This is a genomic window from Lysinibacillus odysseyi 34hs-1 = NBRC 100172 (genome assembly GCF_001591965.1).
In the GTDB taxonomy this organism is placed as follows: Bacteria; Bacillota; Bacilli; order Bacillales_A; family Planococcaceae; genus Lysinibacillus_B; species Lysinibacillus_B odysseyi.
Window position 1 is genome coordinate 416,398 of sequence record NZ_BCVX01000001.1, and the last position, 17,458, is coordinate 433,855.

Annotated in this window: 17 protein-coding genes; 6 read left to right on the forward strand and 11 right to left on the reverse strand. The window is 42.5% G+C overall.

The features are described from left to right. Window positions 1-139: 139 nt before the first annotated feature. On the reverse strand, window positions 140-763 hold the full coding sequence (locus BOD01S_RS02225; RefSeq protein WP_081977970.1) for a DUF3298 and DUF4163 domain-containing protein: 624 nt from the start codon (window positions 761-763) through the stop codon (window positions 140-142). 124 nt (window positions 764-887) lie between these two features. On the opposite strand from BOD01S_RS02225, the gene BOD01S_RS02230 reads away from it, so the two are divergent. Beyond that, window positions 888-1,376, forward strand: coding sequence for a hypothetical protein (locus BOD01S_RS02230; RefSeq protein ID WP_036155230.1), 489 nt, complete (start codon window positions 888-890; stop codon window positions 1,374-1,376). A 144-nt stretch (window positions 1,377-1,520) separates the two neighbouring features. After that, on the forward strand, window positions 1,521-1,970 hold the full coding sequence (locus tag BOD01S_RS02235; RefSeq protein WP_036155231.1) for a PH domain-containing protein: 450 nt from the start codon (window positions 1,521-1,523) through the stop codon (window positions 1,968-1,970). A gap of 36 nt (window positions 1,971-2,006) precedes the next feature. Here BOD01S_RS02235 and BOD01S_RS02240 read toward each other — a convergent pair whose 3' ends face one another. Both BOD01S_RS02240 and BOD01S_RS22795 read right to left on the reverse strand, forming a co-directional pair. Continuing rightward, window positions 2,007-2,939 (reverse strand): aldo/keto reductase, encoded by a 933-nt coding sequence (locus tag BOD01S_RS02240; RefSeq protein ID WP_036155232.1) that lies wholly within the window; start codon window positions 2,937-2,939, stop codon window positions 2,007-2,009. A 303-nt stretch (window positions 2,940-3,242) separates the two neighbouring features. After that, window positions 3,243-3,641, reverse strand: a complete 399-nt coding sequence (locus BOD01S_RS22795; RefSeq protein ID WP_036155233.1) for a hypothetical protein — start codon at window positions 3,639-3,641, stop codon at window positions 3,243-3,245. Between the two features lie 301 nt (window positions 3,642-3,942). On the opposite strand from BOD01S_RS22795, the gene BOD01S_RS02250 reads away from it, so the two are divergent. Beyond that, entirely contained in the window at window positions 3,943-4,641 is a 699-nt protein-coding gene (locus BOD01S_RS02250; RefSeq protein WP_081977971.1) for a class I SAM-dependent methyltransferase, read from the forward strand. 83 nt (window positions 4,642-4,724) lie between these two features. Here the strand turns inward: BOD01S_RS02250 and BOD01S_RS02255 are convergent, their stop codons facing one another. The 8 genes from BOD01S_RS02255 to BOD01S_RS02290 all read right to left on the reverse strand — a co-directional run bounded on the left by BOD01S_RS02255 (window position 4,725) and on the right by BOD01S_RS02290 (window position 12,814). Then, on the reverse strand, window positions 4,725-5,504 hold the full coding sequence (locus BOD01S_RS02255; protein WP_081977972.1) for a M48 family metallopeptidase: 780 nt from the start codon (window positions 5,502-5,504) through the stop codon (window positions 4,725-4,727). A gap of 291 nt (window positions 5,505-5,795) precedes the next feature. Then, window positions 5,796-5,984 carry a hypothetical protein gene (locus BOD01S_RS02260; protein ID WP_036155235.1) on the reverse strand — a complete coding sequence of 63 codons (189 nt, stop codon included), beginning with the start codon at window positions 5,982-5,984 and terminating at the stop codon, window positions 5,796-5,798. A 12-nt stretch (window positions 5,985-5,996) separates the two neighbouring features. After that, window positions 5,997-7,193 (reverse strand): class I SAM-dependent rRNA methyltransferase, encoded by a 1,197-nt coding sequence (locus BOD01S_RS02265; protein ID WP_036155237.1) that lies wholly within the window; start codon window positions 7,191-7,193, stop codon window positions 5,997-5,999. Between the two features lie 119 nt (window positions 7,194-7,312). Further along, window positions 7,313-8,248, reverse strand: a complete 936-nt coding sequence (locus BOD01S_RS02270) for a nitrilase-related carbon-nitrogen hydrolase (RefSeq protein WP_233153118.1) — start codon at window positions 8,246-8,248, stop codon at window positions 7,313-7,315. Between the two features lie 18 nt (window positions 8,249-8,266). Next, entirely contained in the window at window positions 8,267-9,493 is a 1,227-nt protein-coding gene (locus BOD01S_RS02275) for a Zn-dependent hydrolase (RefSeq protein WP_036155241.1), read from the reverse strand. An 11-nt stretch (window positions 9,494-9,504) separates the two neighbouring features. Further along, window positions 9,505-10,995: a sodium:solute symporter family protein gene (locus BOD01S_RS02280; protein WP_036155242.1), complete on the reverse strand. Its 1,491-nt coding sequence runs from the start codon at window positions 10,993-10,995 to the stop codon at window positions 9,505-9,507. Next, a complete protein-coding gene (locus tag BOD01S_RS02285; RefSeq protein ID WP_036155243.1) occupies window positions 10,992-11,195 on the reverse strand; it encodes a DUF3311 domain-containing protein in 204 nt (67 codons plus the stop codon). Before BOD01S_RS02285 ends, BOD01S_RS02280 begins: the two co-directional genes overlap by 4 nt. Next, on the reverse strand, window positions 11,192-12,814 hold the full coding sequence (locus tag BOD01S_RS02290) for an amidohydrolase (RefSeq protein WP_036155244.1): 1,623 nt from the start codon (window positions 12,812-12,814) through the stop codon (window positions 11,192-11,194). The genes BOD01S_RS02285 and BOD01S_RS02290 overlap by 4 nt, the downstream gene beginning before the upstream one ends. 247 nt (window positions 12,815-13,061) lie before the next feature. Here BOD01S_RS02290 and BOD01S_RS02295 point away from each other — a divergent pair, with 247 nt between their 5' ends. The 3 genes from BOD01S_RS02295 (at window position 13,062) to ald (ending at window position 17,438) form a co-directional block, all read left to right on the forward strand. Next, window positions 13,062-14,642 (forward strand): PucR family transcriptional regulator, encoded by a 1,581-nt coding sequence (locus tag BOD01S_RS02295; protein WP_036155245.1) that lies wholly within the window; start codon window positions 13,062-13,064, stop codon window positions 14,640-14,642. Window positions 14,643-14,948: 306 nt separating this feature from the next. Continuing rightward, a complete protein-coding gene (locus BOD01S_RS02300) occupies window positions 14,949-16,298 on the forward strand; it encodes an aspartate aminotransferase family protein (protein WP_036155246.1) in 1,350 nt (449 codons plus the stop codon). Between the two features lie 12 nt (window positions 16,299-16,310). Then, window positions 16,311-17,438, forward strand: a complete 1,128-nt coding sequence (gene ald / locus BOD01S_RS02305; RefSeq protein WP_036155248.1) for an alanine dehydrogenase — start codon at window positions 16,311-16,313, stop codon at window positions 17,436-17,438. Window positions 17,439-17,458: the final 20 nt, after the last annotated feature.

Genomic DNA, 17,458 nt, shown 5'->3' on the forward strand with positions numbered 1-17,458 from the left:
TATTTATACCATGACTGGACATCCCATCACCTTCTTTAATCTTTTTCATTAGCTTGTCTAAAGAAGGCGTAATTATGAGGGCGAACGAGAAGAAAATCGCTACACCCTCATAGATAAATAGTAATCAATATTGCACCCGCTAATTATTTTCAGCGAGCCTTCCGAGCGGCCCATTTTCATCAATGATATCCTGCAGCTCATACACAGAAATCGGGAACATCGGAAAACCATAAACATAAGGAGTCAGCTCATATAGCTGAAAATAGATAACAAGTATTTTATCCGCTACATAAAAATCCTGGTTCGGCCCGATAGCATTGAATTCATTGATTAACGGTATGTCACGTTCTTTAATTTGCTTTTGGATGATCGCAGATAGCTGCTTCACATAGTCGCTCCCCGGCTTGAATAAATCCTTCAGTTCACATCTTTTTCCTTTTAGCAGATCAAAGGTCAAGGATTGGAGGACTGTCATTCCATGTGCAGCATGGGCATGGTATGTATAATTGCTGAGTGATAGGCTTAAGACATTGCGCTGGTTATTTTTCAGTTCGTACGTGCCAAGTATTTCTTCCACCGACGGCCCACCGATATTTCCATCTTGCTGCTCAATCATTTTCTCTGCTTCCTTAATGATTTCATGATTGATGTATATTTCAAGCTGCTCATTTGCCATTTGAACGACCTGTGGAATATAAATCGTCTTCTTTGGACCACCGCTCATTATAAATGTAGCGATGTTCACAGGAAACGGCACAGTCATTTTTTCATCCTTTCTTTTTCTCTAGTATATGCCCAAAAAACAAATACAACTCTTTTCCCTTTCCCTAGTACCGATACAGCTTTCTGTGCATAACCCTAGAGAGGATGGAAATGTAAATGAAGGGATGAATGCAGTGAATTTCTTTTCCTTTTCCGGTACAGTCATTGCAATAGAAGATTTTATGGCGGGGAATGGCGAGGGATGCCAACAACTGATGTCTGTCCAAAATGAGCAAGGCGAAGTCGTCAATTTTGTCATAACACCTATGACTTATTTTGTCGACCATGCAATGGTATTAATCGGCGATCGTGTCACTGGCTACTATGACGGTGATGCGCCTGCCATTCTGATTTATCCTCCGCAGTATCAGGCACTCGTTATCGTAAAAGAAAGCCCGTATCAAAATGTAAAGGTAGGCTATTTTGACAATCAGCTTGTCAGCAGTGATGGGGAACTAATGCTAAACCTGTCGCCTTACACTGCTATTATCTTAAGAAATGGGCAGCCCTTTACTCGGTACCCTGCCAATCGCAATCTTATCGTTATCTATAGTTCAAGTACACGGAGCATTCCAGCGCAGACAACGCCTTCTGCTGTAATTGTCTGGTGCTAAAAAATGATCCCTCAAGCAGGACACTTGAGGGATTTTTTTCAGTTATCGCGAAAAGTATTGCGTAAGGAGAAACATGTTTCCATATAAATTGAAACTCTTTGGCAATTGCTACGTATGAAATAGCAAGAAAAGGAGGAGATAATATTGTCTTTCCCATCAAAAAAAGATTTATGGATGACAATTATCCTTTGGCTGTTTGCTGTTTTATTTATCATTCCACCTATCTTCTTCCCTGATGTTGGTGTATGGATGACACCAGCATTATTTGATAAGCAGTGGATAAAAATTGCCACTTTATCTTCCATCGGATTATTTTTACTATCGTTTTGGTTTAATACAGTGTACATAATCGCAGACAACCTTCTGATTATCCGCTATGGGCCCTTTACAAAGAAAATAAAAATAGCAGACATTCATCGTGTGCGAGAAACGAGAAATCTATTTTCTGCCCCTGCTTTATCCATGGATAAATTAGAAATATCTTATGGTAAGTTTGAAGTGATCGCAGTTTCTCCGAAAGATCGGGACGAATTTATCCGGTTGCTCGCAAACGAGAATCCAGCGATAAAATGGGAAATAAAAAAGGAGAATTAGCAGTTACATTCCTGCTGGTTCTCCCTATCACATACTCTATGAAAACAGGCGGTCGATCACTTGTATTTCTCCCGGTGTCAAATGAACATCCAATGTTCGAAGATTGCTCTTTACCTGCTCTGCCCGCTTTGCGCCCGGGATAATAACATCAATGCCATCCTGTGCCAAGTACCATGCCAATACAACATGTGTCACTTCTACTCCTTTTGCTGCTGCAATTTGGCGGACTTGTTCTACTTTTTCCAAGTTCTCGGCAAACACTACACCCTGGAAATGAGGCATGGAAGCGCGTAGATCATCAAATTTATCATCCTTGCTGTATTTTCCTGTCAGCAAACCTGATGCCAGCGGGAAATACGGAATAAATGAAATATTATGCTCTATTGTATACGGGAAATATGTCTGCTCCGCCTCCCGCTCCAACAAGTTATAATGGCCCTGCAATACATCAACATACCCGTCTTTATTCGCTTCCTTGAGCTGTTCCGGCGAAAAGTTGGAAACGCCGATTGCCCGGATCTTCCCGGCGTCTTTCAATTCCTTCAATACACCGACAGCTTCATCCTTTGGTGTCTGTTCATCCGGATAATGCAAATACATAAGGTCAATATAATCCGTCTGCAGACGCTGCAGTGCCTTGTCCACTTCTCCCCGTAAGAACGCCGGTGAATTGTCCATTACCATCTTGTCTTCTACATATTTAGGGCCAATCTTTGTCGCAAGTGCTACTTCCTGCCTGCAGCCCATCTCTTTTACCACTTCACCGATCAATTCCTCAGAGCGGTACGGACCATACATTAAAGCCGTATCAATCAGCTGGATACCTGATTCAATTGCAGTACGGACGAGGTTTTTCCCCTCCTGTTCATCCAGATTCGGGTACAGATTATGACCGCCAACTGCATTCGTTCCCAGCCCGATTGGATGTACATATACATCCGATGAGCCTAATTGCACTTTTTTCACCATCATTCACTCCGCCTTTCCGAATTTTCTTGTCGTAAAGCTATGGATAAAATACCGCTGAAAACCTTTCCTTTCTCCTGCAGGAAAGTTATAGCCATTCTACCAGATTCCTTTTTCTATCTCTAGAATCCGGCACACGAGTGAAGACTGTTTATTTACCCGCGATTTTCACCTAATTACCCGCGAATCTCCTCCATATACCCGCGGTTTTCAATAAATTACCGGCGAATCAGCTATCTCCACCCATAATAAAAAGACTTGCCATAGCAGCAAGTCTCTTCAAAAGAGAACTTTTCACCTAATCTATTATCTAAATAATGTCATTAACGAGCCGAGCTGTCTGAGCATATTTACACCGTTTGTAACAGTACCAACGTGCCCCATCAAAGTATTGAGATGGCCCGACAAGCCTGGGCCCCTAAACTGCTGATTAGGATAATAGGCATTTGGGTCTTGCATTCCAAATTGGTTTTGGTTAAGGAACGGTTGCCCCTGATTGCCGAACGGACTTGGGCTGAAGAAAGGATTACCCGGTCTGCCCATTGGATATGGCTGCTGATAAAATGGGGGCTGAGCTCTAAATTGTGGGACAGGGTTTGGACTAACCTGCCTGCCGAATGGTGCCGGGTAGCCTGGTGGACCGAAATTTTGTCTATAACCTGGTGGAAATGGACCTCTTCCGGGATTTGGCGGATAAAATGTCATGTCAATTCACCACCTTTCTAATTGAAGTTCAAACTAGTATATGTCTTATTTTTTTCCTATTTTAGACGTTTGGGGAAATTGAATAAAAATAACATTCCTCTTTCATTTTGTTCATTGCAGCGTTACTTTGCCGTATGCCTGCTTGTTTGCCTTTCTATCCAATCGAAGGACAAAGTGAGTTTCCTATTGGCAAGCGAATGAACTGGGCTCTTATCTTATTACCGTTCACTGTGATCTCATGGAACCATACACTGTCAGCACCCATATGATACAAATAAAATGAACAAAGAAGGTGGCTCTCATGCAGCAATCCAAATATCTTGATTTCCTCGCTGAATTCGGTGTAGGCGGCGCACACCCGGGAGGTATTGAGCTCACAAAGGAAATTTTTAAAAACGAAAATATCAATAGAATGACCAGGGTTCTTGATGCTGGATGCGGTACAGGTCAAACTGCAGCTTATCTTGCATCCACATACGGAGCAAAAGTCACAGGAATGGATGTTAACCCTACGATGGTCGCTAAAGCAGTCAATAGGATGCGGAGTAACCGTTTGCCTGTAAGACTTGTGCAGGGCTCTATTGAACAAATGCCGTTCCCTGATCAATCCTTTGACATCATCATTTGTGAATCCGTGCTATCTTTTGTGGATAAGCCAAAGGCCCTTAGCGAAATTTACCGCATCTTACGAACTGGCGGGCGATTTATCGCGATTGAGCTGACAGTCAATGATCTCCTCGAACCGCAGCTTGAGGAAGAGATCAAACAATTTTACGGATTCGAAGCTTTTTGTTCGAAAAAGGATTGGATTGATTTGTGCAAGCAGGCCGGCTTCGAAAACATTCGTATAAAAAAGAACAAATCCATACAATCTGCCCCAGACTTCCAGCACTCTGAAGATATCTCTCCAGATCTGTATGAAGTGATGGCGGAGCATTATAACCTTAACTTGGAGTATCAGAATGAGCTGGATTATCGAATTTACACAAGTACGAAATAAACACTGATCTACAAGCAAAAAAGGATGCCACTCGCCTCTTCCAGGCATGTGCATCCTTTTTTATCTTTCTTAATTTCGAAACATTAGCCTGCCAGCTCTGCATTTTTTAAGGAGGCTTTGTTCACTTCATGATGAAATTGGTACAGGCGTTCAATACGAACAGGCAGCGGCGGATGTGTAGACAAAAGATGGCTTGCCCATGCGTAAAAGCCGCCTTCCGCTTTTGCGTCCCGGACGTATTCAGATATATCCACCTCTTTGCACAACGATTTGCCAACCGCCAAGATTGTCAGTGCATTGGCGCCTGCCTCCGTATTTTGAATATAGGCAGCTGCCATCCGATCACAAGTAAACTCACATGCTCTTGAATAAGCTTTTCCGAGAAAAGGCATCCATCGCGCAGGCAGGATAATTAAACTTTTCGTGATATGGTTACGCTGGATATGTGCCAGTTCATGGGCAATAACAAAATCCAGCTCCTTTACATATCCTTCTTTTGTAATTTCTACAATGTCCGCATAAAGCACAACAAATTTCCGGCCAAAAAAGCTTGTCGCAAAAGCATTTAAAATACCGCCCTCCTGTGTGATATAAATATCAGGTACAGCCCGCATCCCCATATCTCTAGAGATTTTCTCAGCTCTTGCATAAATATCGGGAAATTGCTTTCTTGTTACCTTCACCGCGTTATTCTGAATTTGCCCAATCGCCAGCCCGTGGAGCACTACTGTAATCAAAAAGCCTAATAGAATATAAAAAAGACCAATAATAGAAATAAAAAGCGCTATATACACAAAAAAACTAGCTGCCAAACACACTCCGTAGTATACTTTCTCACTATCAAGCACCAATCGATTTTTCATAAAATCCTCCGATCATTCACTGTACACCTTCTGCCCGAAAAGAGCAGTTCGGTTATTTCCATTAATTCAAATAAAATACAAATATTATTATAATGAAGATAGACAGTGTATGGCTATATGCTGAACTGTATAATAAAAAAACGCAGAAAAAGGACATTTCTCACTCTTTCTCTTCAGCTACTATAGAAATATACATATATTTATTACATATTTAGTCTGCTGTATTGGGATAGCTTTTCTTTCCATAAAAAAACTCCTGCTCCGCCATGACGGCAAAGCAGGAGCATACAATTATTGACGGCGTTCCAGCTCTTGATATTCCAGCATAAACGGACCGTTATCGGCTACGGCTGAATGATACAGCGCTTTAATCGCCAGGTTTTTTTCCAGACCCATTTCCACTTTGATTTTCTTCAGCTCATCGTGCAGCTCACGGTGCTGATTGATTAATTTTGTCATGACTGTTTTATTATATTTCACCTTGTCACACCCCTAGTCCATTACTTTAATAAATACGACTTTTAAATAGTTAAACTCAGGGAAGTTATGAGGGACAGTAAAGTCCTCCGGCAGCTGGTGCTCTTCCAGGATTTTATAGCGTTTGTTCGCTTCCGTGAACGCTTTATCGATGAATGTTTTAAATTTTTTCATATTAAAGCTGGCATTATTCGTGGAAGCGATGATTATTCCGCCTTCATTCGTAATTTTCAGCGCATCCTTCAGCAGCTTCGGATAGTCCTTCGCTGTGCTGAACGTCATTTTCTTTGTCCGTGCAAAGCTTGGCGGATCTAACACAACAACATCAAATTTCAGACCATGCCGCGCAGCATAGCTGAAGTAATCAAAGACATTCATCACCTTGATATCCTGGGATTCGTAATCAATGCCGTTTACCGCAAACTGTTCAATTGTTTTTGGCAGGCTGCGTTTTGCCAAATCCACACTTGTCGTTCCAGCCGCACCGCCAAGAGCAGCGGCTACGGAAAAGGCACCTGTATAGGAAAAGGTATTAAGCACCGTTTTGTCTTCTGCATATTTATCGCGCAGTGCTTTTCGGACGTTGCGCTGATCCAGGAAAATCCCTGTCATGGCACCATCATTTAAATCAACAGCAAAGTTCATGCCATTTTCCAAAACGATGAGCGGGAACTCTCCCTTTTCACCCGAAACATAGTCATCCTGGTCTACATATTGGCCATTTGTATCAAAGCGCAGTTTCTCATATACACCGCGTGTATTCACCACTTCATTCAGTGCCTGGTAAATATCTTCCCGGAATGAATAGATTCCTTCACTATACCAGCTCACCATATAGAAACCGTTGAAGAAATCAATCGTCAAACCGCCAATACCGTCCCCTTCCCCGTTAAAAACACGGAAAGCTGTTGTATCCTCCGATTCATAGAAGTCTGCACGCTTCTGTGCTGCTGCCTTCAGTTTCTTCGCAAAAAAATTCTTGTCAATCTTTTCTTTTTCCTTACGGGTTAATACCCAGCCGATGCCCTTATTTTGCGCACCATAATAGCCTGTACCAATATAGCCGCCGTTTTTATCAACAAGGTGCAGTAAACTTCCCTCTTCAATCGACACTTCCGGCATTTCCACCGCATCTTTTAATAGTAATGGTTTACCGTTTGTCAGGTCTTTGATTGCTGCTGGTTTTACTTGTATTTCCACTAACTGTCTCATCTAGTCATCCTTACTATCATGTTATCCATTCATTATGACACTTTTTTAGAAAAAAAGCGAAAAACTCCTTTCTCTCAAGTAGTTTTTCGCTTTTTGCCCGTAATTAATAACCAGGTCTATTAACTTTCTGTAAGACTCGGCGCCGGCTGCCGGCTGTAAGGTTCATAGCGCTTGTACAAATCGTCCCTTCGCGTCCGGTCCTTAAAGGTCGTGGCAGCACCGATTTTACGGTTTTCATATAAATGATCGATGTTCACAGAGGCTGTAATAACCGTAGAGGTATTATCAGAAGCTTCTACGACAACCCCGTTTCCAGACCAGCGCATATCGCATGGACTAATAATGGAAGCCCGCCCATAGCCAGGCGGTAATAGCAGGCTGCCTTTGCTGATGGTTGGACAATGGACGACATATACTTGGTTTTCGATTGCCCGCGCCTGGGCACAATGACGCACCCGCCAAAAACCTGCTTCCGTAAATGTATAGGACGGACAGAAGATAATATCAGCCCCCTGCAAAGCAAGGATACGGGATATCTCTGGAATTTCCACTTCATAGCAATTGGCGATTCCAATTGTCACCGGGCCTGCCTGAAAGACCTCCAACGTATCGCCTTCTTTTGCATCCCACCCGGCCTCAGCAGGAAAGATATGCGTTTTTTCATGCCTCCCGACCAGCCCAGTTTCATCAAAGAGAGAAGTCACATTCATAATATTACCTTCTCGTTCTTCTAGATGACTTCCCGCTATTATGACTTGTTTCCGCTTCTTTGCCAGGTCTGCAAACAGATGGTGGACTTCTTCCCGGAATTCAGTGATTTGCTTAAGACCCTTGATTCCCGCGTTATATGCATTATCAAAAACACCGACTAATCCTAGTGTAAATAATTCAGGGAACAATACATAATCGCTATCTAACGGAACCTCTGCCAGCATAGCTTCTACCTGCTGGCTGAATTCTTCAAATGAACGGTTTTCTTTTACTTCAAACTGGCAAACAGAAATTTTTACTTCCTTCATTCCAACCCCTCCGATCGAAAGAATAGAGGTATGCATTATGCATACCTCCCGCATTTATTGTTCTACCGTTTCCCGGCAAAGGTTCAGTACAGCATTCAGCAATACATTCGCACCTTTTGCACAATCTTCATAAGATGTATATTCGTCCTCGCGGTGACTATATCCTTTTTCACTCGGCACAAAAATCATGGCAGATGGTACGAAAGAGGCGATAAACTGGGCATCATGTCCTGCCCCGCTGTACATTCTATGTTCTTTATAATGGAGATCCTGACTCGCTTTTTCTACAGCTTCCACTACCTTCTCATCAAATAGAACGGTATCCCGGTCCCATAACCTGCTTGAGGATACAGCACAGCCGTGAGCCGTCTCAGGCAATTGCTCTACAATTGTTGAAACCGCAGCAATAACTTCCGGATCATGATGACGAGCCTCCAATGTGAAAACAACATGAGAAGGAATAACCGTATGGATATTCGGATAGGCATTCATACGACCGATCGTGTAGACAAGTGATTCATCCAGCTGCTGCAGCTTTTCCTGCATTCCCACGATTAAATTTGCCGCTGTAAACATCGGGTCTTTTCGCATACTGATCGGTGTGGTCCCAGCGTGATTGGATTCTCCATGCACAGTAATCTCATAGCATACCATCCCAAGAACGCCCTCGACCACGCCGATTTCAAGCTTTTTATGCTCCAAAACCGGCCCCTGCTCGATATGGAGCTCGATATATGCGGTTGCCTCCTTTAAGCGGTTTTCCACCTGCCCTTTAAAGCCGCTTTCCTTTAATGCTTCGGCAAACGTGATGCCATTAGGATCCTGAGAGGCAAGCATCTTTTCCTTATCAAATTTTCCGGATAAGACACCTGAGGCCATTAAAGAAGGCTCAAATCTTGCTCCCTCTTCATTTGTGAAATTAACAATAGTAATAGGATAATCTAGCTCTGTATCCGTTTCCTTCAATGTATAAATGGTCTCGAGTGCCGTTAAAACCCCTAAAATACCATCATAGCGCCCTCCTTTTACGACCGAATCCATATGGGAGCCAAGCACAATAGGCGGCAGCTCTTTCTTTCCAGGCAGCGTTGCATACATATTTGCCACATCGTCGTATGTCACGGTCATCCCAAGCTCTTCACATAATGCTTGGAAATATTTCCTCGCTTCAATATCTTCCTGTGATAAAGCAAGTCGCGTTACACCATTATTTTCTGTTCTTCCAAATTGACTAAACCGCTCGATTAATGATTGAAGACGAGATTGATTACATGTTTTCATCAGAGGCCTCCTTAATTTGTCACCGGTTCATTTAATACTTCGTTTTCACTTTGCTTTCGGACAATTGAATTCGTTGCCAAGCTGACAGTTATCCCTATGATTATATTAATAATAATCGCAACAAAGCCCATATTAATATCATTGAGGACGCTCGGAATATTCGGGAAAATATTCACTAGCTTAAAGGATGTAACAGCATTGAACAATACAATGGATACTCCAGTTAAAATCCCTGCCATCGCTCCATATTTATTCATAAACTTGGAATGGAAGAAGCTAAAGATAATAGCCGGAACCAATTGTGTAATGAGCCCGTAGGACATAATATTTAATATCGCGAGCGCATTTCCTCCTTTTAATGTGAAAAGGTATGCTGCTAAGATGATTAAAATAACAAACACTTTTGATACCGTTAATTGCTGTCTGTCTGTTGAGTTTGGCTTGATCAGCTTATAGAAGCCTGTCATTAAACCAATGGCGCCGGACATAATCATAACCGATACAGGTACAAGCGCTGTTAATAGACCGGCTCCCCCAACTACTCCGACTACCCATGGATCAAAGGTTTGCATGACGAGACGCAGCAGCGATAAATCGCCATCTGCCCCTTGTAATCCAGGGACTTGCAAAATTGCAGCAAAGCCGATGAAGAATGCGAACAAAATAAGAATGGTATAAAGAGGCAATGTAACTGCGTTCTTTTTTAATGCCCGCTCGCTCTTCGCAGATAAAATAACGCTAAATGACTGTGGCAGCAAATAGAACCCAAAAGCATTTAATACAATCGTAGAGATAAACCATGCCAAGCTATACCCCTCAGCTTCCAGTGAAAGCGCTTCCGGTTTTGCTGCTTGTACGGCTTCAAACATTGGCTGGATACCGCCGAAATAATGATGTGGAATATAGATTCCTAAAAATATAATAACGATTAAAATCATAATATCCTTTAATACCGCCGTCCATGCGGAACCATGAATGCCTGAAATGACGACATAGACAGTTACAATGACAGCTCCGATCGTAGATGCCATAATCGGGGTAATCGCACCGTAAGAAGCCTCAGATACAATGATCCCAAGCCCTTTTAGCTGAATGACGATATAAGGAATAAGGGCAATCGTACCGATAAAGGCAACTACTACTCCCAAGCCTTTACTATTATAAGATTTCATAAAATATTGGGGCTGTGAAATGACATTGTGCTGCTTTGCAAAACGCCAGATTTTCGGGATGATCCAATACGACAAGACGTAAGCTAAACAGATGTATGCCGGTACATAATAGGCAGCTGACCCATGTGAATAAGCCCAGCCGCTCCCTCCTAAAAAGGTAAAGGTCGTATATACTTCCCCAGCAATCAGTAAGAATACGAAGAGCGTCCCAAAGCCCTTGTTTCCTACTGCAAACTCATTGACGTTCATCTCTTTTCCGCGCGTGGCTCGTATCCCTAAATACAAGGCAATCGCTGCAAATAAGAAAATAATAAGAAGAGCTGCATTCATTCTACTTCACTCCCTTCATTTTCAGGATCTAACTTGTACACAATTAATAAAATGAGGGAAGAAAGAAGCATCCATAAGACAATCCAGAAGAGTAAGAATGGCAAACCGAATACATAAGGTTCTGCCCGGTTTGCCCAGGGCAGTAATACACACATGCCGATAAACGGAATGACTAACAGCAATTGAAAGTATTTTCTCATGCATTCACCCCCGCATGCTGCTTGGAATAAACAATCTCTCCGTCCAAAATCGTCATTTCAACTTCCACATTCAATAAGTCCTCTGCTGGCCGGTCTAATATCGAAGTATTTAAAATAGCTAGATCTGCTAATTTCCCTACCTCTATGCTTCCCTTGATGTCCTCTTCTTTACTAGCATAGGCAGCATTGATTGTATACATCTTAATAGCATCGTGCAGTGTAACACGCTGTTCCTGTCCAAAAGGTGTGCCTTTTTTCGTTACACGTTCTTGGGCCATATACATACCGACAAAAGGATTGGCTGTCGTAATCGGGGCATCAGACCCTGCCGTTACTACTATTTCTTTGTCAATCAGCTCTTTAGCAGCATACATATAATCCGTACGTTTTCCATAGTTATGGATATAACTCTCGCCAAATTCATACGGGAATGAAGGGTTCAGCACCGGGATTACCCTCAGCGTGCGAACACGTTCCTGCAAATCGGGAGGACATACTCCTAAATGTTCAACACGGTGGCGATGGTCCTGCCGAGGATGCTCTGTTTGCAGCCGCTCTATGACATTCAAATACTGTTCAATCGCCTTGTCTCCCTGGGCATGCACGGTAAGCTGATACCCCTTTACATGTGCCGGCAGAAAAATATCGTATAATTCATCTTCGGTATATTGCAGATAGCCGTAATTTTCTGCATCACTGTCATAAGGTTCACGCGTTGCAATCGTCGGTCCTGTACTGCTCCCATCTGTGAACAGCTTGGCTGGACCAATTGTAAAGAATTCATTTCCTGTATAAGAAACGACTCCTGATGAAATCATCGTTTTTGTAAAAGCTTCACAATCATTCAGGCTGCCGATCATCGCATAGACCCGCAGCTTCAATTGCTTTCCTTTGGAGGCCTGTTGCATAATGCGGAAGCTGTCAGCATCAAACCCACCTGCATCATGAACACTTGTAATGCCATAGGCCAGCAGCTTATCCTGCGCCTTTTCAAGTGCTTTGTACAATTCCTCTTCACTATAGGTTACATGCTGGTTAAATTGGAGAAAAGCATTTTCAATTAAACGCCCTGTCAGTTGGCCGTTTGCGTCTTTTTCAATTGTTCCTCCATGTGGACTTGGTGTATGCTCATTCATTCCCGCCAATTTCATAGCAGCCGAATTAATCACCCCAATATGGCCACATGTTCTTGTAATAATAATAGGGTGCTCTTTTGATATAGCATCGAGCTCCTCAAGCGTAGGGTATCTTTGCTCCTCCACCATTACTTCGTTAAAACCAAATGCACGAATGATTTTTCCTGCTGGAGCTTCTGCTACAATCTCTCTTATTCTCTCTAAAAGTTCTGCTACAGAGGAAATAACAGGATCTTTGCAGTTTACATGGATCAGTGTATTGCCATATAAAAATAGGTGCATATGTGCATCTATTAAACCTGGAAGTACCGTTTTACCATGCAAATCTACTATTTGTGCATCTCTGTTTAACATCTTCCGTATTTCTTCAGTCGTTCCCACTGCGCTTATACGATTTCCTTCTATTAAGCACGCTTCATAGACGTCGCCCTGCGCATTTTGACTAATTACTTCCCCATTTAAGAATGCCAATTGTTTCATCATTTCTCCCTCCCTAACTCTTGAGTGATGCATTTCTATAGTTGAAAATATATCATACCGGTTTAACAGCCCGATATAAACAAAATGTAAAAAATATCACTCTTCCATTTTACATTATGTTATATTTTTGCTATGTAAATGCGTTTTTTTCTATTTTACATTACTTCCTTTTTCCAAGAAAAGTGAGTATGTAATCATATAAACCAGTTTCGTTTGTTCTATAAAATAGACTTGAAGGGGTGGGTTCATTATGTCATTTTCATTTACGGTTAAAGAGCTGCTTACGAAAAGCCACTTTCCAAAAGCAACCTTGATTTCCGGAAAATCAGGCCTGAAGCGTCAAATAAAGTGGGTACATATTTTAGAAACAACGACAATTGAAGAACTAATTAAAGGAAATGAACTGATCCTTACAACAGGTATCCAGCTAAAGGAGGAATCAACCTTTCTACGATTTGTACAGCAATTGATTGATAAGCAGGCAGCTGCACTTTGCATCGAGTGCTGTGAAAACATCCAAAGCGTGCCTGTATCTGTACAGCAATTAGCAGAGCAGCATCACTTTCCCATCCTTGTATTTCATGAGGTCGTCCCTTTTATAGAAATTACACAATATGTCCATACACATGTGATTAATGAGCAATTCAACCAAATTAAGCGGCTGGAGGACTATGCACAGGAAATAAATAAACTAACTTTAAAGCTAAACCACTATGAACAGATTTTAATGCGCCTGCATCAATTTTTAGACGTGTATGTTGTATTCCATGTGCATGGTCAGCAGCCTCTCTATATCCCAAATCATGGACAAAGCGTTTATGAACACGTATGTAAGCAACGCGGTAATGAGAAGATCGCACATTCCATTGCAAAATGTGATGTAACAATTTTAGAAGAAAGCTATGGTGAGGTTTGTATATTTAGTGACACGAGAGAAATCACAGAATTCGATATACTTGTCCTTGATCGTACAGTCATTGCCCTCTCTCAATATTTACTGCGCAGTCTCTACACAGAGGAAAAGCAAAATATGGAGTATCGTACCTTTCTCGAATCCTGGCTGGATGGAACGGTGGAGACACAGCAGCTGACAGCATTTTTAAACGAACAGCATAACCCCATGCTATTAAACTGCGATTATTTCGTATTGATTGAAAAAATTCAGAAGTCAAAACAAAATGTTGATTTGACCTACTATAAGTTATATTCAAGAGGGATTTTTGAAAAAAGCAGCTTTACGGTTTTCCTAATTGAATCGCGTCAGCAGCTTGTCTATATAGTCGCCAATTTAATGGACAAGGACCTGAAGAGGCGTATAACAAATTGCATCGATAAGTTACATGCATTCCGAAGAAATAATAATTATAGCCATTTAAAAATAACGACTGCAGTTGGCCAGGTAGTAGATGATCTTCATCTGGTAGCACAAAGCTTCGAGACAGCCAAGGACACGCTGCTGATCCGGAAAAATGCCCGCCAGCTTTCCTATTTTTATGAAGACATATACATATACCAGCTTGTTTTGCAGATGCAAAAAAACCGGGCGATTATGGATATGGCAAAAAATCATTTGAAAGCATTGTATGAGCATGATGCCAAGCATAAAGGACAGCTGATTCAGACATTGCAAGTTTATTTGCAGTGCAACTGCATGAAGCAAGAAACTGCCGAAAAATTGTTTATCGTCCGTCAAACGCTGTATCACCGACTTTCTAAAATCGAATCGTTCCTTGGCGCTGATTTTACCCTCCCTCCTAAACGTCTGGCACTTGAGCTCATGCTCCTGGCTACCCAGTATAACTTCTACGACAGCGAGGAAGGGACAGTCTAACAATTTTTGAATCTAAACTATTAGCAGAAAAGGAGCGCCTAACATAAGCTCCTTTTCTTTTTTTACATATAAACACCTTTTTGCTGTCCCCCCTCTTCCTTATATTCTGCATATTCCCCTATACAGACTACATACCATTTTCTTGTACACATTGTCATATCTCCATGGCTTTTTCATCTTTTCTTGAACAAATATGGCAATATGTGAAACGAACCTCTTTTAATATGTTACAGATTGTAAGATGCTAGGCAATCCAAAACATTGCACAATAAAAGAGAAAATAAATCATCCAAAGGAAGTGAAAAGATGAATTTACAGGTTGGTACAAACTTAACGCAAAAAGATGAACAGTTTTTATGGCATGCAATGAAGGCTTATAACCCAGATGCAACGATGATCATTGAAAAGGCGGAAGGCTCATGGCTGACGGACATTAACGGCAAGCGCTATCTCGATGCGATGTCTGGACTTTGGTGTGTAAATGTAGGGTATGGAAATCAAGAAATTGCAAATGCCGCCTACGAGCAATTATTGAAGAACAATTATACTCCGCTTTCGATGAGTCATCCTTCCGCTATTCTTCTAGCGGAAAAAATCAGTGAAATGCTCGGTGATGATTACGTTGTCTTCTTCTCGAACAGCGGTTCCGAAGCAAATGAAACAGCCTTTAAAATCGCAAGACAGTACTTCCAGCAAAAAGGCGAGTACAGCCGCTATAAAATTGTCTCCCGCTACCGGGCTTATCACGGGAATACGATGGGTGCTCTGGCAGCTACAGGGCAGGCAGAACGAAAATATAAATACGAACCGTTAGCGCCAGGCTTCCTGCATGTAAAGGCACCGGATCAGTACCGATTCCCCGAAGAAAGCGGTGATAACCCGTTAGAGCTTTCGTCGGTTAAAGCAATCGATGAAGTAATGACATGGGAATATTCTGATACGATTGCTGCCATGATTGTCGAACCGATTATTACAGGCGGCGGTGTTATTATGCCGCCGGATGATTACTTGCAAGGTGTGCAGCAAGTCTGCCAAAAGCATGGTGCCCTCTTAATTGTAGATGAAGTAATTTGCGGATTCGGCCGGACAGGAAAAGCATTTGGGCATCAGAATTACGGCGTAAAACCCGATATCGTCACGATGGCAAAAGGCCTGACAAGTGCTTATATGCCGCTCTCTGCAACAGCTGTCCGCCGTGAAATTTATGAGGCGTTCATGAGTAATGGCCAATATGACTTCTTCCGCCACGTCAACACGTTTGGCGGTTCACCTGCTGCTTGTGCAGTAGCACTGAAAAATCTGGAGATTATGGAACGTGAAAATCTCTTCAACCGTTCAGTAGAGATGGGGGCCGTTTTATTGAAAGAGCTGGAAGGCAAATTGGGTGCTCATCCAAACGTCGGCAACATTCGCGGGAAGGGTCTTCTTATCGGTATAGAGCTTGTCGCTGACCGAAACACAAAGGAGCCTCTTGATGTAGCCGCTGTAAACGATATTATTGCCCACTGCAAAAATAACGGGCTGATCGTTGGTAAAAATGGAGTGACAGTAGCCGGATATAATAATGTCCTAACATTGTCCCCTCCTCTTAATATTTCGCTCGAAGAAAAAGACTTGATTGTATCGAAGCTTACAGAAGCAATCGAAGCACAGTAAGGAGTTATTGATATGATTATCGGTATCCCAAAGGAAGTAAAAGTATTTGAACAGCGGGTTGCCATTACCCCTGCTGGTGTTGTAACACTCGTCGATCACGGACATCAGGTATTAATCGAAAAGGATGCCGGCTTAGGCTCCGGCTTTTCCGATGCAGACTATGAAGCTGTAGGTGCAAAAATTGTTTCTACAGCAGCGGAAGCATGGGCGGCAGATATGGTCATGAAGGTAAAGGAGCCTATCGCCGAAGAATATATGTACTTCAGAGAAAACCTTATTTTATTTACTTATCTGCACCTCGCTGCAGAACGTGAGCTGACACATTCATTAGTCACAAATAAAGTAACAAGCCTGGCTTATGAAACAGTCCAGCTGAAGGACAAATCCTTACCATTGCTGACACCGATGAGTGAAGTAGCCGGACGAATGGCAACACAAATCGGTGCCCAATTTTTGGCAAACTCAAATGGAGGCAAAGGCATCCTGCTCGCTGGTGTTCCCGGTGTAAAACGCGGACGGGTGACAGTCATTGGCGGCGGCGTTGTCGGAATGAATGCTGCTGCAATCGCCGCCGGTTTAGGTGCGGAAGTGTCCATTATTGATGTCAATGCCAACCGTTTACGAGAACTGAACAATATTTTTGGCAATACGTTGACAACCTTAATGTCTAATCCTTATACGATTAAAGAAGAAGTGGCGAAATCCGACTTAGTGATCGGTGCCGTTCTGATTCCTGGAGCGAAAGCCCCTACACTGGTGACAGAAGAAATGGTAAAGGATATGACTCCCGGCTCTGTCATCATCGATGTAGCCATTGACCAGGGCGGTATTGTGGAAACAGCAGACCACGTAACTACACACGACAATCCAACCTATACAAAACACGGGGTGATCCACTATGCAGTTGGCAACATGCCTGGGGCAGTAGCGAAGACCTCAACGATTGCACTGACAAATGTGACATTGCCGTATGCATTGCAAATCGCAAACCGCGGATTAGAAACAGCAATCCAGAAAGACGAGGCGCTCGCAAAAGGCTTAAACACCTATCATGGGCATATCACCTACAAAAATGTAGCCGAGGCGCATGGCTTTGCCTTTATGCCTTATGAAAACCTTATCAAAACAGCACATGTTTAATAACGAAGGGAGACTGATTT